Consider the following 15,813-nt stretch of genomic DNA (forward strand, 5'->3'; position numbering starts at 1 on the left):
CGGCGGCAAGATCCCGGGCTACGGCGCTGAAGCGAATCGGGAGAAGCTTTCTCCACAGGCGCTTTGAAAGGATGTTCAGGGACAGGTAGGCAAGATAATTCGCGACCAGCAGCCACATGATCGCGAAGTGCCATTGCAATGCGCCACCCAGCCAGCCGCCCAATGTCATGCTTGCGGGAAATTTCAGTCGCGCGAAGATTGGCGAGGCATCGTATATCTGCCAGCCGCTTGTCACCATCAGCGCGACTGCCACGGCATTGATCCAGTGTGTCGTGCGGACCCAGAGAGGCTGAATTGTCGTTCGGCTCATTTGCAGGCTTCGTGGAAGTTGTTCGTTGACGACCAGACCTGACTCGATCGTTCCGTGGTCGCACCGTGTTGGTGGGTAAACCACGCACGTGCGTCCCTATTCCACTGCTGCCAAGAAATTTATCCTTACAGATTTACAACAAGGCGAGTCGGCATGACGCGGCCCGGATAAAGCCCTGGAATCCATCGAGCTGGGCATCCATACGGCTGAAGTGCATCGCGAGATTCGAGTCCCAGACGCTCCACGCGCAGACGACCCGAACAAGGCGAACTGCGCGGGCTGCCACCTCTCGAAGGCTGGCAAGGACGGCCCGCTACCCATGTGCGACGGAAATGCCGATGCAGAGCAGGCTCACCCGGGCCTCCCCCTTCAGTTCAACCGCTATATCAAATTGCCGACGGTACACCCGCATTTTTGAATCTTCAGCCGCGTTGCTCACCGAGCTCAAAGGCTTGAAAGATTTTGGATGACGAAAAACCTTAGTCAAACTTGCAGGCTTCTCGACGTGAATGTGGGCCGTTTTATGCTTACATGATGTCTAAAAAACCAAAGACCGCATCGCGGCCTGCTTGACTGCGGTGGAGCAATTCGCTCGCTCACGCAAAGACCGCGCGGCAATCCCGCTGGACAGATGCATTGTCGCTAGATCGCCCCCCGCCCGAGTTTTCCCAGCCAACGTCCGCGGCGCGCGCTGGAGAAGATCGTCCAAGGCATCGCGTTGGTAATGCGGATCCGTTGCGCTGCGTCGAGAATGCGGCGCGGGATTACGAGCCGAGTTGCGCGTATCTGCTGGCCTCGGCGAGAAGCCACGTCTCAAACCCCCGGAGCTGCGGCGAATGCTGTTTGTGCTCCGGATAAACCAGGTAATACCCCTTTTCACTTGTTAGCGAGAGCTCACAAGGAATGAGCAGTTCGCCGATGGCTAGCTCGTGTGAAACGAAGAAGCGCGGCACGAGCGCGATTCCCAGCCCTGCGCGCGCTGCCTCCACCAGCATCGAGAACAATTCGTACCGCTGACCTTGCATGCAATCGGCGTCGTGAATGCCAGCTTGTGTGAACCAATGCCGCCATGCGTCCGGACGCGCCGATTGATGCAGCAGAGTAAACTCCGACACTTCACGGGGTTCGAGCGCCACTCTTCCCTTCAGGAGTTGCGGACTGCATACGGGCGTCATCTCCTCCCCGAAAAGATACTTCGTAATCGACCCAGGCCAGACTGGGCCACCAAAGTGAATTGCCGCGTCGAACGGTGTGTCGGTAAAGAGGAACGGCTCCGCCCGGGTCGCCAGATTGACCGTCACGTCCTTGTGCTCTGTGTAGAAGAGCGGGAGACGCGGGATCAGCCAGCGCGTGGCGAATGTCGGAATCACGGCGAGTTCCAGGATGCCGCCGGCCTCACGGTGTGCCATGGCGGCCAGCGTGTCGCGCTCCATTCTCGCCAGGTTATCGCGCACCTGCCGGGCGTAGATTTCGCCAATCTCGGTCAGGCTGAGCCGTTTCTTGACGCGATTGAAAAGCGGCACACCCAAATATTCCTCAAGCACCGCTACCTGCCGTCCCACGGCGCTTTGGGTCAGCGCCAATTCGTCTGCACTGCGGGTAAAGCTCAAATGCCTCGCCGCCGCCTCGAATGCGATCAGCGCCTCCAAACCCGGAATCTTTCTTCTCACGATCCTTCCTCAAACGCACAACGTTGCAAGTTTATATCGTTTGCACGGCGCCAGGCGCGTGGCAACAATAGCTCATGTGCTCTCCGGTTACCGCCGCTGTCTGCAGATCCTGCAGGATTGTGAGTCTTGACCAGCGACTGAAATCGATCCTGCATTTCGCCGGCGTGCCACGGTTACGCGGCTCGATTAGCTTACGTATCCATCTCGTAATCTACCACTTAGTAATCCATATCAAATACCGTTACCGGCTGGAACGCCCGATCCTACCACCGAAGGAAAGATCCATGACCACCGATTCCATTCCTGCAAAGTTCAAACCTTATACCCGTCAGACGATCAGCCAGGCCCCTCAATGGCAGTCACTTCCTGAATCGCTCCGGGAAGCTGTGCAGGTGGTATCCCGTGTCATGCCGTTTCGCACGAACCAGTATGTCATGGATGAATTGATTGACTGGCGCAATGTTCCGGACGATCCCATCTATCGCTTGACGTTTCCTCATGAAGACATGCTGTCCCCTACCGACTATGCAAACCTGAGAGACCTGGTATTGGTCAAGAAAGATGAGGCAGCTATCGAAGAATCGGTGCGCCAGATCCGCTTGTCCATGAACCCGCATCCCGCAGGTCAGTTGACGCATAACGTCCCCTTCATGGACGGGCAACCTGTGCGGGGCCTGCAGCACAAGTACAAGGAAACTGTGCTCTTCTTCCCGAGCGCGGGTCAAACGTGCCATGCGTATTGCACCTTCTGTTTTCGCTGGCCGCAGTTCGTCGGCATGGATGATCTCAAGTTCGACGCGAGGGAATCGAACGAGCTCGTCAACTATCTCAAGCTCCACCCGGAAGTCACCGATGTTCTGATCACCGGCGGCGATCCACTCATCATGAACACGCGTTCGCTCGCTGGCTACATCGAGCCGCTGCTTGTACCCGAACTCTCGCATATCCAGAACATCCGCATCGGCACCAAGTCTGTCGCCTACTGGCCTCAGCGATTCGTGACCGACAAGGACTCCGACGACCTGCTCCGTCTGTTCGAAAAGGTCGTGGCGTCGGGCAAGAATCTCGCGATCATGGGTCACTACAATCATCCGGCCGAGTTGCGGACTCCTGTTGCGCAGCGCGCAGTCAAACGGATCGTTTCGTCGGGCGCGACGCTGCGCATGCAGGCGCCGCTCATCCGTCACATCAACGAAGATCCCAAAGGCTGGGCCGAGTTGTGGACAACGGGCGTGCGTCTGGGCGCTATTCCCTACTACATGTTTGTCGAGCGCGATACCGGCCCCAGCCACTATTTTCAGTTGCCACTGGCGCGAGCCTACGAGGTCTTCCAGGCCGCGTATCAGTCGGTATCGGGACTCGCGCGAACGGTACGAGGCCCCTCTATGAGCGCCTTTCCGGGCAAGGTCGTCGTGGACGGCATTGTCACGATCGGTGGCGAAAAGGTGTTCGCCCTGCAGTTCCTGCAGGCACGCAATCCTGACTGGGTGCGTCGCCCCTTCTACGCTCGATTCGATCCCACGGCGACCTGGCTTGACGATCTCGTACCCGCTTTCGGCGAAAAGAAGTTCTTCTTTGAAGACGACCACGACGCGCCGCGGAAGACACTGCAACTGGTCGCACGGCACTCTGGACGCTATATCCCGGGATCTTCAGACGAGAGCCAGCGCGCCGTCGCGGCCCAGGCATGAAGTCCTTTTATATACGTGTCCAGGAGATCCTATGGCCTACGTGGTAACGGAAGCTTGCATCCGATGCAGATACACCGATTGCGTCGAAGTATGCCCGACCGACTGCTTTCGTGAAGGTCCGAACTTTCTCGTGATCGACCCTGACGAGTGCATTGATTGTGGCGTCTGTGCGCCGGAGTGCCCGGTTGATGCCATCGTATCGGCTGAGGAGATCGACGAGAGCCAGCGCCAGTTTGTCGATCTCAACATCACATTGGCAAAGCAGTGGCCTTCGATAACCGTCAGGCAGGACCCGCTGCCAGATGCGGAAGACTGGAGGGATGTCCGCCCAAAGTTGCAACATCTCGCGAGGGAACGACTCATGAGTTAGTGGGGCTTGCAACGGGTGTGATGTCGCGCGGCATCGTCTTCCCGACTGCCCCGAGGTTATGACCCATGCCTACGCAAAGCGTTGACGAAAGTGCGCGTCCGTCGTACGGGGTATCGGGACTGTGTCGGCAGCGTCGCGCAAGAGCGACGCTGCGCCCTCCACGATGAGCTTCCAGGTTAGCGGCAGCCTTTGGCTCATCAAGCTAACCACTGCGTAGCAGTGGTCGAGACGCTGAGCGAGCCGGAACGGCGATGGCTTCCTTCAGTTCGTCGAGCGATTCATATCTTGCATGATGTGAAAAAGATCACGCATTGAATCCATATCGATGAGTCTCACAAACGCAAAGGTGTCCTGGTAGGCCCGCAACCAGGGGACGATTGCGGATGCTACAGCTTTGCGTCCCTCGCTCGTAACGATGAGCTGACGTTTCCGTCGATCTCCCTTGTGGGCGATCGTTGAAACAAGCCTGCGGCGGAACAAGGGTGCGAGATTGGCGGATAGACTTGATCGGTCCATTGCCAGTTCTGCTGCCATGTCGCCGAAAATCAGGGGCCCCCTCTGATGCAGCAAGGAGAGCATACAGAACTGCGATGCGGTAACGTCGGAATCCCGAAGCTCTTTGTCGAAATGTGCCCAGAAAGCGCGCATTGCGCGCTGGGCAAAAAAATGATTCAACGCGAGTGCGGTGACTTCTCCGATAGCTAATACCGGAGAATCAACGGCCTGGCTTTTCATATCTGAATTTTCCAGGTGCTTGCTGGCGCGAGGTAACGCTTCACGCAAGCCCGAATGTTTTCCTCAAGCTTGAATCGACGGGCCCGGATGGCATGAAGCGCCGCAACTTGCTCAACAGAGAGGCTTCACCCGCCGGGGTACGACGCATGCGCCAGCTCCCAAGCGCTGCTTCAACAATTGTGTTTGCCACGCTACCGGGCTCGGGGGCACCTTTGACACTGTTCACGACTGCGCTCGATGCAAGGCCACGCTCACGGTCATAGTCGGCGATTTTCGAACCCGCCTGGGGCGCATTGACGTCGAGCCTGGTCCTGGTAAAAGTCGGTTCGACCAGCGTTGCGCGTATGCCGAACTGGCGCACCTCATGGTCCAGCGTTTCAGTCAGCCCTTCGACGGCATGCTTGGACGCCGAATAGAGGCCCATGTACGGGGCGGGCAAGAAGCCAAGCACCGAACTGACATTGACGATCCTTCCGCCACGTTGTTCTCGCATGTGAGGGAGTACTGCCTGTGTCGTGCGCAGGATGCCGAATACATTGGTGTCGAACAGGGCCGCAGCTTCGGCAGTCGAAGTTTCCTCCACTGCGCCAATCATGCTCGTTCCTGCATTGTTGACGAGCACGTCGATTCGCCTGGCACGATCGATGATGGACTGGATTCCTGACTGAACCGAAGCATCGTTTCGAACGTCCATCTCGACGAGCTCGACGCCGGACAATGACGCTGTTTTCGCGATGCTGCGCACGGTGCCAAATACGCGGCAACCCCGGCTGGCAAACTTCTCGGCGGTGGCGCGTCCGATACCCGATGACACCCCGGTCACAACGACAACGGTGGATTTCGACATGAACAGCTCCCTTCAGGTGAAATTGATGATGTTTTAACTGCGCGCGTCGAGCGCGTCCTGCAGCGTTTGCCCGGAAGGCTGCGCCTGCTCATGCCGATCTTTGCGCGAGCCAGCGGAACTATCGGGCCTGATCTTGAACCAGATGGAATACATAGCCGGCAGGAACACCAGCGTGAGAATCGTCCCGGCGAACGTACCGCCGATCAGCGTGTAGGCGAGCGTTCCCCAGAACACCGAATGGGTTAGCGGCATGAAGGCAAGGATTGCCGCCATGGCCGTCAGGATCACGGGGCGGGCGCGCTGCACGGTGGCCTCGACGACCGCCCGGAATGGGTCCAGCCCCGCCCGCTCGTTCTGGTGAATCTGCCCGATCAGAATCAGCGTGTTGCGCATCAGGATGCCCGACAGCGCAATGAGGCCGACCAGCGCATTGATGCCGAAAGGCTGCCGGAACAGGATCAGCGTCGGCACCACGCCGATCAAGCCGAGCGGGCTGGTCATGAACACCATCACCATCGCGGAAATCGAGCGAACCTGGAGAATGATGATGACCAGCGTGATCGCCAGCATGATCGGGAACAGCGGCAACATGGCGGTGGTCGCCTTGGCCGATTCCTCGATGGAGCCCGCCTGCTCGATGCGATAGCCGCTGGGCAGCTTCGCGATGATCGGCTGAAGCTGCCTGGTGATCGCCGTTGATACGTCCGGCGGCTGCAGGTTGTCGGCAATGTCGCCCCGCACCGTGATCGTCGGCACACGGTCGCGCCAGCGCATGATCGGCTCCTCCATGCGCACGTCGACCTTGCCCACCTGCGACAGCGGAATGCGTTGCCCACCCGCGCCGGCCAGCGTGAAATCGCCGATCCGGGCTGGGTCGAGCCGCACGTCGCCGGCCGAACGCGCGACAACCTGCACGGTTCGAATGTCCTCACGCACGGCGGTGACAGGCACGCCGGTGAGCAGGAATTGCAGCTGCTGCGCCACCGCGCTGGACGTGAGCCCCACCGCCTGCAGACGGTCCTGCTGCAACGTGAAGTGCAGCGCGGGCGAGCGCGTGCCCCAGTCGGTGTTGACCGTGCGCATCATCGGACTGCCCTCCATCACCTGCTGAACTTCAGCCGCGATGCCGCGCAGCGTGTCCGGGTCCGGACCGGTGACCCGGTAGGCAACCGGGAACGGCGAATATGGGCCGAAAACGAGTTGTGTGACGCGCACGCGTGCTTCGGGGGCGAGACCGTTGGCGATCGCCTGACGCAGTCGTCCCTTCAACGCATCGCGCTCGTCCTGGCTGTCCGTGCGCACCACGATCTTGGCAAACGACGGATCGGGCAATTCCGGCCCCATGGCCAGGTAAAAGCGGGGCGCCCCCTGTCCGATGTAGGCCGTGACAATCCTGGCTTCCTTCTGCTTCGCGAGCCAGGCTTCCACCTTCGCCGCGGCGGCGCTGGTTTGGGAGATCGACGTGCCATAGGGCATCTGCACCTCGACCAGCACTTCGGGACGGTCGGAGATCGGGAAGAACTGTTTCTTGACGACCGCCATGCCGAGGATCGCAAAGGCGAAGAGGCCTACGACGGAACCCGCGACCAGCCATTTGCGCGCGATGACACGTGTAAGTAGCCGACGGAAGCGGTTATAGCGCGGCGTGTCATAGATCGCGTCATGGCCGCCTTCGACCTTTTTGAAGTCGGGGAGCATCTTCACGCCGAGGTAGGGTGTGAAGACCACGGCGACGACCCAGGATGCGATCAGCGCAATGCCGACGATCCAGAACATGTTGCTCGTGTACTCGCCCGCGGTGGACCGGGCGAAGCCATTGGGCATGAAGCCGACGGCCGTCACCAGGGTGCCCGAGAGCATGGGCGCGGCAGTGTGGCTCCACGCATAGGCAGAGGCGGCCACACGGCTGTAGCCTTCCTCCATTTTCACCACCATCATTTCGATGGCAATGATCGCGTCGTCCACCAGCAGGCCCAGCGCGAGGATCAGGGATCCGAGGGTAATGCGGTCGAAGTTCTTGCCTGTCGCGGCCATGACCACGAACACGATGGCCAGCGTCAACGGCACGGCCGCTGCAACCACCAGGCCTGCGCGCCAGCCCATGCTCACGAAACTCACGAGCATGACCACCAGCAGAGCGGCGAAAAACTTGAGCATGAACTCGTCGACCGCCGAATGAATGTTGACGGCCTGATCCGTGACCTTGGTCAGGCTCATTCCCAGCGGCATCCCGGCATTAATTGCGCCGACCTCGCTGTCCAGTGCCTTGCCGAGATCGAGTCCATTCCAGCCGTCGCGCATCACGATGCCCAGCAGCAGCGCTGGCTCGCCGTTGTTGCGGATCATCAACGTCGCCGGATCTTCATAACCACGCGTGACGGTGGCAATGTCCGACAGCTTCAGTGTGCGACCCTGCGCCACGACTGGCGTGTCGCGGATCTTCTGCAGGTTGTCAAAGGCGCCGTCAAGGCGAATGAACACCTCCGGACCTTTCGTCTCCACGGACCCGGCCGGCGTCAGGGCATTCTGGCCATTGAGCGCGGCGAACACGTCCTGCGGGCTGACACCCAGCGTTGCCAGCCGGTCATGCGAGAACTGGACGTAGATGCGCTCGGCCTGCTCGCCGATGATGTTGACCTTCTTCACGCCCGGCACGTGCAGCAACCGCTGGCGCAGCGTTTCGGCATCGCGCACGAGCAGGCGCTGCGGTTCTCCCTTCGCCTTCAGCGCGAACAGTGCAAAGGTGACATCCGCGTATTCGTCGTTGACCATCGGCCCGATCACGCCAGCCGGAAGATTGGCTGTCTCGTCGCTGATTTTTTTCCGGGCCTGGTAGAACTCTTCCTGCACTTCCGACGGCGGTGTGCTGTCGAGCAACGTCAGCGTTGTGAAGGCCAGCCCAGGTCGCGTGTAGGTCTCGGTCCGGTCGTACCAGCGCAGCTCCTGCATGCGCTTTTCGATTTTCTCCGCGACCTGATCGTGCATCTCCTGCGCGGTGGCACCAGGCCACGCGGTGATGATGGTCATCACCTTGATCGTGAACGCCGGGTCTTCGGCGCGCCCCAGCTTGAAGAACGACAGAAGTCCGGCCAGCGAGATCAGGCAGATCAGGAACAGGGTGATGGAGCGCTCGCGCACGGCGAGCGCCGACAGGTTAAATCGGCCTTCGCTCACGGACGGGCTCCTTCGTTCGCCACCGCGACGGCCTGGCCGGGCATCCGGACCTGTTCGCCTTCGCGCAGCAACTGGGCACCGAGCGCAACGACGCGGTCGCCCTGTTTCAACGTACCTGACACGCGGGCGCTGTCGTCGTCCAGGTGAAGAACCGTGACCGGCCGCCATGCAACCGTGGCCGGCTCGCCGTTGACGACCCACACGCCGGGACCTTTGCCCGCGTCGAGCAGCGCGCCGATCGGCACCTGCAAGCCGCCCTGGAGCGCCACGCGTGCGTCCGGTATCTCGATCGTGACGGTTGCGCCCAGCGGCACGTCGGCCAGCGCACCCTGCAGGACATAACGCGCTTCGAAGGTGCGGGTACGCGGATCCGCCGTATCCGAGAGCTGGCGCAGCGTGGCTGGCACGCTGACGCCGCTGTTGCCGAACAGGGTGGCCTGGGCGACCGAACCGATGGCGGGGCGCAGGGTTTCCGGTAGCTGGATGACAGCCTCGCGCCGCCCGGCGTGGGCCAGGCGCACCACGGGTTGTCCGGCGCTGACGACCTGACCCGGTTCGGCCAGCGTTTCCATCACGACGCCATCCCCGTCCGCCACCAGCTCGGCATAGCCGGTCGCATTGCGCGCGACGTCGGCGTCCGCCTCGGCCGCACTGAGCTGCGCCCTGGCTGCATCGGCGGCCGCCTTGGCCTGGTCGTAGGCCGAAGCCGAGATCGCACCCGTGCCGCGCAGGTCGCGATAGCGCTCCTCATCCTGCGCGGTCTGCTGCGCCCGTGCCCGCGCGGCGGTGACCGCGTCCTGCCGGGCTTGCGCGGCAAGCCTCAGATCGATGGGGTCGAGGCGCATCAGAGGCTGGCCACGTTTGACGGTTTGCCCGGCATCCACCAGCCGCTCCAGCACCTTGCCGGAGACGCGAAATCCCAGGTCGCTTTGCACGCGTGCGGCGACGGTTCCGGTAAACGAACGGGACGCGGGGATCGCCGCCTGGGCGATGGCGGTGCGCACCAGGGGCGTCTCGGTGCGCGGATCGGAAGGCGCTTTTCCGCCGCAGGCGGCTAGCGCAAGTGGCAGTGCACAGACGACTGCAGAGGTAGCGAGGCGACGCCGGAGCATGAAAGTCCCATTGATGGAGGAATCGGGGCTTTCATTGTGGTTCATGTGACCAATTTAGTCAATGGTCACAAATGAAATTTCCATCAAGGCGACAGACTGCGGAGCACGAGGCTGGACAGTTGCGCAGGCGCGACCTTCGTGTAATCGAAGCTGTACTGCAGGAGCATCGGGTTGAGGTAGGGGCGCATTACCAGATAGATCGCCATCGCGGTCTCATCGAGCGGTGTTTTGCGCTCGAAGTCCCCGCTCTGCCGCCCCTCCTGCAGGATGTCCTGAAGCAGTTTCTGGACGCGCGCTTCATACGCAAGCACGGCCTGCCAATTCTCCGTGGCCGCTGATGCTGCAATCTCGTAGAGCTTGCGGTCCTGGAAAAACAGCCGGAGGCTCGCCTCGGTGAAGACGCTGAACATTCGCCGCAACTTCTCCGGCGGCAGATCGGTCTGGGCGACGGCCGCCCTGACCTCGGTTTCGATCTCGTGCAGGCAGTTCGCGCAAATCATCTCGCCAATGGCCTGCTTGGACTCGAAGAACTTGTAGATGTAGGCCTTGGAAAACCCGATCGCCCTGGCGAGATCGGAGACCGTCGTTTTCTCGTAGCCATACCGGCTGAAGTGCTCGGTGGCGGCGACGACGATCTGATCTCGTACCTCGTGGTCAGCGGGGCCGCGAGTCGTGATGGGAGGAGTGGTGGCTTTTTTCATGGGGATAGCATACAGCAATAGACAACTAGTGACCATTTGGTATTATGGTCACAATAGTAACCCTGCGAAGACGCTCATGCTACCCAATCACATCCTTGCCGCGATCATTGTTGCCGGCCTCTCGACAGCCTGCGCCGTGGGCCCTGATTACGTCCGGCCCAATGTAGCCATGCCCGCGCAGTTCCAGGGCCAGGACGCAGTGGATCACCGGCACGCGGTGGCCAGTGCTGACCTGGTCACGTGGTGGACGGGTTTCGGTGATCCGCAACTCACACGATTCGTCGCGCTCGCGCTGGAACAGAACCTGGACCTCGCGCAGGCCGCCGCGCGCGTCTCGCAGGCGCGCGCAGGACTCGGGGCAGCGAATGCCGCGCTACTGCCTTCAGGCAATGTCAGCGGCCAGGCGGCGCGAGTCTACCAATCTGTCGAAACGCCCTTGGGGCAGGTCCTGAATTCGACGCCCGGATTCGACCGCTACGGCAACGACTACGAGGCCAACTTCAGCGCGAGCTGGGAACTGGATGTGTTCGGTGGCCTGCGTCGCGGGCGGCAGGCGGCTCTTGCGGAGTACCAGGCTTCGGAAGCGGGCGCGGTGGCCACGCGCCTGGCGGTGGCGGCGCAGACTGCCGATATTTACATCGCGATTCGTGGATTGCAGGCCCGTCTGAAGGTTGCCCGGCGGCAGGTGCAAACGCAACAGGATCTGCTCTCGACCATCAAGCTTCTGTATGGAAAAGGACTGGCGGCCGATCTTCAGGTGAGCCAGGCTGAGGGTGCGCTGGCCCAGGTACAGGCATCCGTCCCTGTCCTGGAGACAACACTGGATGCGGCCATGAACGCACTGGATGTGATGCTGGGCTCACAGCCCGGCACGCATCAAGCCGAGCTGGTCGATGCTGGCGACATCCCGGCCGCCCCGCGAATCGCGGGCACGGGAACGCCGGGAGAGTTGCTCAGGCGCCGACCCGACCTGATCGTGGCCGAGCGTCGCCTGGCTGCGTCGAACGCGCGCATCGGGGTGGCCATCGCCGAGTATTACCCGAAATTCTCGCTGAGTGGACTGATCGGGAGCGCAACGTCAATGGCCGCGGGCAATCTGTTCACTGGCGGCGCCAGTCAGGCGGCCGGGGTGCTGGGGCTGCGCTGGCGTCTGTTCGATTTCGGCCGCATCAATGCACAGATCGCGCAGGCCAGGGGCCAGGACGCCGAAATGTTGGCCGCGTATCGGCTTGCTGCACTACATGCAACGGAAGATGTGGAAAACGCCTTTTCAGCACTCGTCAAGCGGGAAGAAGAGGCCGCGGTGCTCACCCAGGGAGTGAACTCACTCAGCCGGGCCCGAGCCGCTTCGTTTGCGGCATACCAAAAAGGTGTCGTCAGCCTGATTGAAGTCCTGCAGGCCGACGAAAACTTGCTGCGCGCATCCGATGAGCGGGTGCAGGCGCAAACGGAATCGGCAAAGGCAGCGGTTGCTGCCTTCGAGGCACTTGGTGGTGGTTGGCAGCCCAGCGATCCTGAGGCCGTGGCAAGCCGGTAGACACTGCGGTTTGACACGTTTGTACGTCCGCGATCACTGAACGCGCGGACTGTCCCGAGCAAGCCGAAATAAGCCGTGTGCGTTCACGGGATGCAGTCCCGGATAGTCAGACAGGTGACGATAGGACGACGAGCCCTCCTCCCGCGTCGAGCAGCTGGTCGCGGTCCAAGCGGGTATCTATCACCGGTTCAAGCCGTTCACCGGCATGCTCGCGTCAAGGGGGCCGCCGACCAGATGCGTGGCGGAGAGGGCGCGTCGGGCCCACGCTCCACTTCATCGGGTGGTCGCCGAAATGGCTCTGCCACCCTGTTACCAGCGAGAGAGCCCATTGCCTTCGGTCGAGACCGCTACCCCATGTGAAGGCCACCGTTTAGCGAGAAGTCTGCTCCAGTCGAAAAGGCTGCTTCGTCGCTGGCGAGCCACGAGACAATTGAAGCGATCTCGTTGGCTTCTCCGAGGCGCCGGACTGGAATGCTCTGGACGATGGCATCAAGCACTTCGGGACGAACGGCCCGAACCATATCCGTCCCAATGTACCCGGGGGACACCGTATTCACCGTGATGCCCTTTGTCGCGACTTCCTGGGCAAGCGCCATCGTAAAGCCATGAATGCCCGCCTTCGCGGTCGAGTAGTTGGTCTGGCCGAACTGTCCTTTTTGTCCATTCACCGAGGAGATGTTGATGATGCGCCCCCNCCCCTTTCCGACCATCTCCTCGATGACCTGCTTGGTTACATTGAAAAGGCTGGTCAGATTCGTATCGATGACATCGTTCCAGTTCTCACGAGACATCCTGCGAAAAACGCCGTCTCGCGTAATGCCCGCGTTGTTCACCAGCACATCGATGCCGCCGATCTCCTTCTTTACCTTGGCGAAGGCGACCTCGGTTGATTCCCAGTCCGCGACGTTGCCCTCCGACGCTGTGAAGGAAAAACCGAGCGCGGCCTGCTCGGCCAGCCACCGCTCGCGACGCAATGAGTTTGGCCCACAGCCGGCCACAACGGTAAATCCGTCGTCATGGAGCCGCTGGCATATTGCGGTCCCGATTCCACCCATGCCCCCCGTTACATAAGCAATTCGCTTTGCCATTGTTGCCCTCTCCCATTGCGCTACGTTGAAAAATCGAAACGCTTTCAGGTACCGCTAGTCACGTTGTACGAAATCGGTTCGCAAATGACTGGCCATGACGCAAGCCGGAACATCGGCTCGATTCGACGCTCTGGGCAACGGGGGACTCACGTTCCGCCTTCACTGTGGCTATACAAGTTTTCCTTCGGCGCATCGGTACACGGACGTTCCTGCGCGAACGCGTGCGGAGCGAAGGTTTAACGCGTTGCCCCAGGCGACGGGCCACGCTTTACAAACCCAAGAAGGACTTCTACGGCTCTCAGGTTTCCGCGCTCCTCCAGCTTCATGGCGAGTGCGCGCGTGAATTTTTTCAGTTCCTCAGGTCCGTGTGCGGCCTCAAACTGAAGAAGCGTTTCCCTGATGGCTGCCCGCATGCTTTCTTCGTGCAGCATGCTTGAGATGTGAGAAGCACTTCGCGCCAGTTCCATATCATGCGCAATCAGCCACCGCCTATCACCCGCTCTGTGGCGACCTGTCGTCATATTGGCACCTTTCGCACTCGTTGTTCGAGACGCTCTCTGGTCGAATGTCGACGGGAAGCCAGAGCGGTTCACAACCTGTTGGTCAGTCCGCGATCTGCGGTGTCGCCACATGAGCGCCCGTGCCAGATGGCAAGTCAGGTAATGACTCTCTCGTCGATGGTCTTGTCAATGGCCGGGCTTCAACTTCGACGATTCGCACAAGCCGCGTGTCGAGTTTTCACTCAAGATTGCTCCGACCGCAGGGTATCGAATTCGTCGCGGCAAACATCGCTGAATCGGCTCAGAATGTCGATCGAACCATCGGCGAGCATTTCGCGCAGTTCAAGGAAAGTCTTTTCCGGCGCATCATAGGTATCCACAATCTTTCGCCCGATCCGATCGGCTTCAATTGCAACCTCCGTAGAGGATTGGACACGCATGCGGCTTATCTTCGCGAACAGACTGACGAGAGCGGTAACGTCCGGCTCTTTGTGCTGTAGCGCGTGGACATAGCATTGCGATGCCTGCTCGATAAATTCCCTGTAGAGTTCCTGCCGACGGATGCGGTCGTGCGCAAGCGCCTCTGCCCTTGCCTGCGTTCGTTGAGTAACAAGCGACGTTAGGCCACCGATAGCTGCACCGAACAATGCCGCTGTTGCTGATAAGAGTGTTGCGTTCATCGTGTTCAATCGGCGACGGCCGCCTGCACACTGGGGACGTCGTCAAAGGCCAGTAATGACATTACATTCAAAATTGATTGTTATGTCAATACATGCAAAAAAATCGCAACCTTCACACCGAACAGCGCGCGATGTCGGATGTGGACACGCCCCACCCCAGACATCCTCTCCGGCGTCGCTCGTCTTCCGAATGCGTTGACGAGGTCCGGGTGCGTGACAAGCGGGTTCGTATGGACGAAAGCGACGAAATGTCGGCAAAGACATCAAGCTCGTGACTACCCATTGCATCATCGGCGTTCCCGGGCGACCTGCGCACGAGTGGTACTGTCCTCGCCAACTTCGAAAAACTCCGCAGCGTGATCGATAAACGCTCTAACCTTCGCTGGCAACAATGCGCGCCCTATGTACGCCAGCCGGACTTCCGCCGCGGTATCCGAGATCTCGAAGTCTTCCAGAAGTCGAACGAGTCGTCCCGACTTGATGTCTTCTTCCACGAGCGTGATGGGAAGCAAACCAATGCCCAATCCTTCCAGAATGACATCGCGGTTAAAGATCGGATTGTTCGACGCTATCTCGTAGTTGATCGGGACAGCGATGTTTTCGTCTTCTATCCGAAACGTGACAAATGGCTTGTGCATCGACGGCGGAACCGTCACGAATGCATGCTGCTCAAGATCCGCAGGATGCCGTGGTCGGGGATGCCTGCCAAGGTAGGCTTCCGTTGTCACGATGACGAGTGGCAACCGCTGGAGAAGCCGTGTCACCGCCAGATCCGTTGCCAGCATGAAAGGCAGCACGATACCCAGGTCGTAACCGTCGGCCGTCAGGTCAACGGGCCGCTCAGTTAGCGTGATATCGAGCGTGACATTTCCATGTTTGCGTCTGAACGACGCAATCAACGGCGCCAGCCACGTCAGGGCAGCCGTCGTGTGCGCAACCAGTCGTAACACTCCCGTCGGCAGCCGGCCGTGGCCCGCAGCGCTCGCTTCCATGCAATCCAGATCGTCGAGGACGCGGCAACACCCGTCGTAAAAGCGCTCCGCGGCTTCCGTCAACGAAAATTGCCGAGTCGAGCGGTGAAACAGTCGTGCCCCAAGGCGCTCTTCCAGCGACGCAATCGCCCGGGAAACGACCGAGGGTGACAGGTCCATCATTTCGCCAGCGCGTCGGAAGTTTTTGACTTCGACGATGGTGCGGAAAAGGCGCAAACTTTCGATATATTCCATCGATTAGGTAAACCAAGTGTCACTGTTACGGCATTGCCGGTCACGCTTGAGGTATCGCCTTGTGGCGTCTGGATGGCGGACCGCTGGCTACGAACGACGAGCCGCTGACCGCAGGCAAACGCGAACATTGCGAGTTTTCGGTCGCAGCGATTTTCCGGCACAGCTAGCGCAG

At 60.4% G+C, this 15,813-nt stretch carries 13 protein-coding genes; 3 read left to right on the forward strand and 10 right to left on the reverse strand.

Annotation, left to right across the window (positions count from 1 at the left end; translation table 11 throughout):
- Both A3CW_RS0140205 and A3CW_RS0140215 read right to left on the reverse strand, forming a co-directional pair.
- The coding region (locus A3CW_RS0140205) for a cytochrome b/b6 domain-containing protein (RefSeq protein WP_028208227.1) at nt 1–310 on the reverse strand (310 nt) is incomplete at its 3' end.
- A gap of 764 nt (nt 311–1,074) precedes the next feature.
- Nucleotides 1,075–1,983, reverse strand: coding sequence for a LysR family transcriptional regulator (locus tag A3CW_RS0140215; protein ID WP_211254127.1), 909 nt, complete (start codon nt 1,981–1,983; stop codon nt 1,075–1,077).
- A 281-nt stretch (nt 1,984–2,264) separates the two neighbouring features.
- On the opposite strand from A3CW_RS0140215, the gene A3CW_RS0140220 reads away from it, so the two are divergent.
- On the forward strand, nt 2,265–3,671 hold the full coding sequence (locus A3CW_RS0140220; RefSeq protein ID WP_028208576.1) for a KamA family radical SAM protein: 1,407 nt from the start codon (nt 2,265–2,267) through the stop codon (nt 3,669–3,671).
- A 31-nt stretch (nt 3,672–3,702) separates the two neighbouring features.
- Nucleotides 3,703–4,041 (forward strand): ferredoxin FdxA, encoded by a 339-nt coding sequence (gene fdxA, locus A3CW_RS0140225; protein WP_028208577.1) that lies wholly within the window; start codon nt 3,703–3,705, stop codon nt 4,039–4,041.
- A gap of 261 nt (nt 4,042–4,302) precedes the next feature.
- Here the strand turns inward: fdxA and A3CW_RS49220 are convergent, their stop codons facing one another.
- The 5 genes from A3CW_RS49220 to A3CW_RS0140250 form a co-directional block, all read right to left on the reverse strand.
- Nucleotides 4,303–4,776, reverse strand: coding sequence for a MarR family winged helix-turn-helix transcriptional regulator (locus tag A3CW_RS49220; RefSeq protein ID WP_051482041.1), 474 nt, complete (start codon nt 4,774–4,776; stop codon nt 4,303–4,305).
- A gap of 40 nt (nt 4,777–4,816) precedes the next feature.
- A complete protein-coding gene (locus A3CW_RS0140235) occupies nt 4,817–5,623 on the reverse strand; it encodes an oxidoreductase (RefSeq protein ID WP_028208578.1) in 807 nt (268 codons plus the stop codon).
- Between the two features lie 33 nt (nt 5,624–5,656).
- On the reverse strand, nt 5,657–8,797 hold the full coding sequence (locus A3CW_RS0140240; protein WP_028208579.1) for an efflux RND transporter permease subunit: 3,141 nt from the start codon (nt 8,795–8,797) through the stop codon (nt 5,657–5,659).
- Nucleotides 8,794–9,909 (reverse strand): efflux RND transporter periplasmic adaptor subunit, encoded by a 1,116-nt coding sequence (locus A3CW_RS0140245; protein ID WP_028208580.1) that lies wholly within the window; start codon nt 9,907–9,909, stop codon nt 8,794–8,796. The genes A3CW_RS0140240 and A3CW_RS0140245 overlap by 4 nt, the downstream gene beginning before the upstream one ends.
- Before the next feature lie 83 nt (nt 9,910–9,992).
- Nucleotides 9,993–10,610 (reverse strand): TetR/AcrR family transcriptional regulator, encoded by a 618-nt coding sequence (locus A3CW_RS0140250; RefSeq protein WP_028208581.1) that lies wholly within the window; start codon nt 10,608–10,610, stop codon nt 9,993–9,995.
- A gap of 76 nt (nt 10,611–10,686) precedes the next feature.
- On the opposite strand from A3CW_RS0140250, the gene A3CW_RS0140255 reads away from it, so the two are divergent.
- Nucleotides 10,687–12,147, forward strand: a complete 1,461-nt coding sequence (locus A3CW_RS0140255) for an efflux transporter outer membrane subunit (protein ID WP_028208582.1) — start codon at nt 10,687–10,689, stop codon at nt 12,145–12,147.
- A 347-nt stretch (nt 12,148–12,494) separates the two neighbouring features.
- Here the strand turns inward: A3CW_RS0140255 and phbB are convergent, their stop codons facing one another.
- The 3 genes from phbB to A3CW_RS0140275 all read right to left on the reverse strand — a co-directional run bounded on the left by phbB (nt 12,495) and on the right by A3CW_RS0140275 (nt 15,641).
- Entirely contained in the window at nt 12,495–13,235 is a 741-nt protein-coding gene (gene phbB / locus A3CW_RS0140260) for an acetoacetyl-CoA reductase (protein WP_028208583.1), read from the reverse strand.
- 742 nt (nt 13,236–13,977) lie between these two features.
- The gene (locus A3CW_RS0140270) at nt 13,978–14,415 is read right to left on the reverse strand and encodes a hypothetical protein (RefSeq protein ID WP_035515399.1); all 438 of its coding nucleotides are present in this window, start codon (nt 14,413–14,415) and stop codon (nt 13,978–13,980) included.
- Between the two features lie 287 nt (nt 14,416–14,702).
- Entirely contained in the window at nt 14,703–15,641 is a 939-nt protein-coding gene (locus tag A3CW_RS0140275; RefSeq protein WP_028208586.1) for a LysR family transcriptional regulator, read from the reverse strand.
- Nucleotides 15,642–15,813: the final 172 nt, after the last annotated feature.

The sequence above is a fragment of the Paraburkholderia nodosa DSM 21604 genome, assembly GCF_000519185.1.
GTDB classification, from domain to species: domain Bacteria; phylum Pseudomonadota; class Gammaproteobacteria; order Burkholderiales; family Burkholderiaceae; genus Paraburkholderia; species Paraburkholderia nodosa.

Bases quoted from the DNA above. Each gene is read 5' to 3' on its own strand.
- A3CW_RS0140220 (WP_028208576.1), top strand. From the start codon at position 2,265: ATGACCACCGATTCCATTCCTGCAAAGTTCAAACCTTATACCCGTCAG.
- fdxA (WP_028208577.1), top strand. From the start codon at position 3,703: ATGGCCTACGTGGTAACGGAAGCTTGCATCCGATGCAGATACACCGAT.
- A3CW_RS49220 (WP_051482041.1), bottom strand. From the start codon at position 4,776: ATGAAAAGCCAGGCCGTTGATTCTCCGGTATTAGCTATCGGAGAAGTC.
- A3CW_RS0140235 (WP_028208578.1), bottom strand. From the start codon at position 5,623: ATGTCGAAATCCACCGTTGTCGTTGTGACCGGGGTGTCATCGGGTATC.
- A3CW_RS0140245 (WP_028208580.1), bottom strand. From the start codon at position 9,909: ATGCTCCGGCGTCGCCTCGCTACCTCTGCAGTCGTCTGTGCACTGCCA.
- A3CW_RS0140250 (WP_028208581.1), bottom strand. From the start codon at position 10,610: ATGAAAAAAGCCACCACTCCTCCCATCACGACTCGCGGCCCCGCTGAC.
- A3CW_RS0140255 (WP_028208582.1), top strand. From the start codon at position 10,687: ATGCTACCCAATCACATCCTTGCCGCGATCATTGTTGCCGGCCTCTCG.
- A3CW_RS0140270 (WP_035515399.1), bottom strand. From the start codon at position 14,415: ATGAACGCAACACTCTTATCAGCAACAGCGGCATTGTTCGGTGCAGCT.
- A3CW_RS0140275 (WP_028208586.1), bottom strand. From the start codon at position 15,641: ATGGAATATATCGAAAGTTTGCGCCTTTTCCGCACCATCGTCGAAGTC.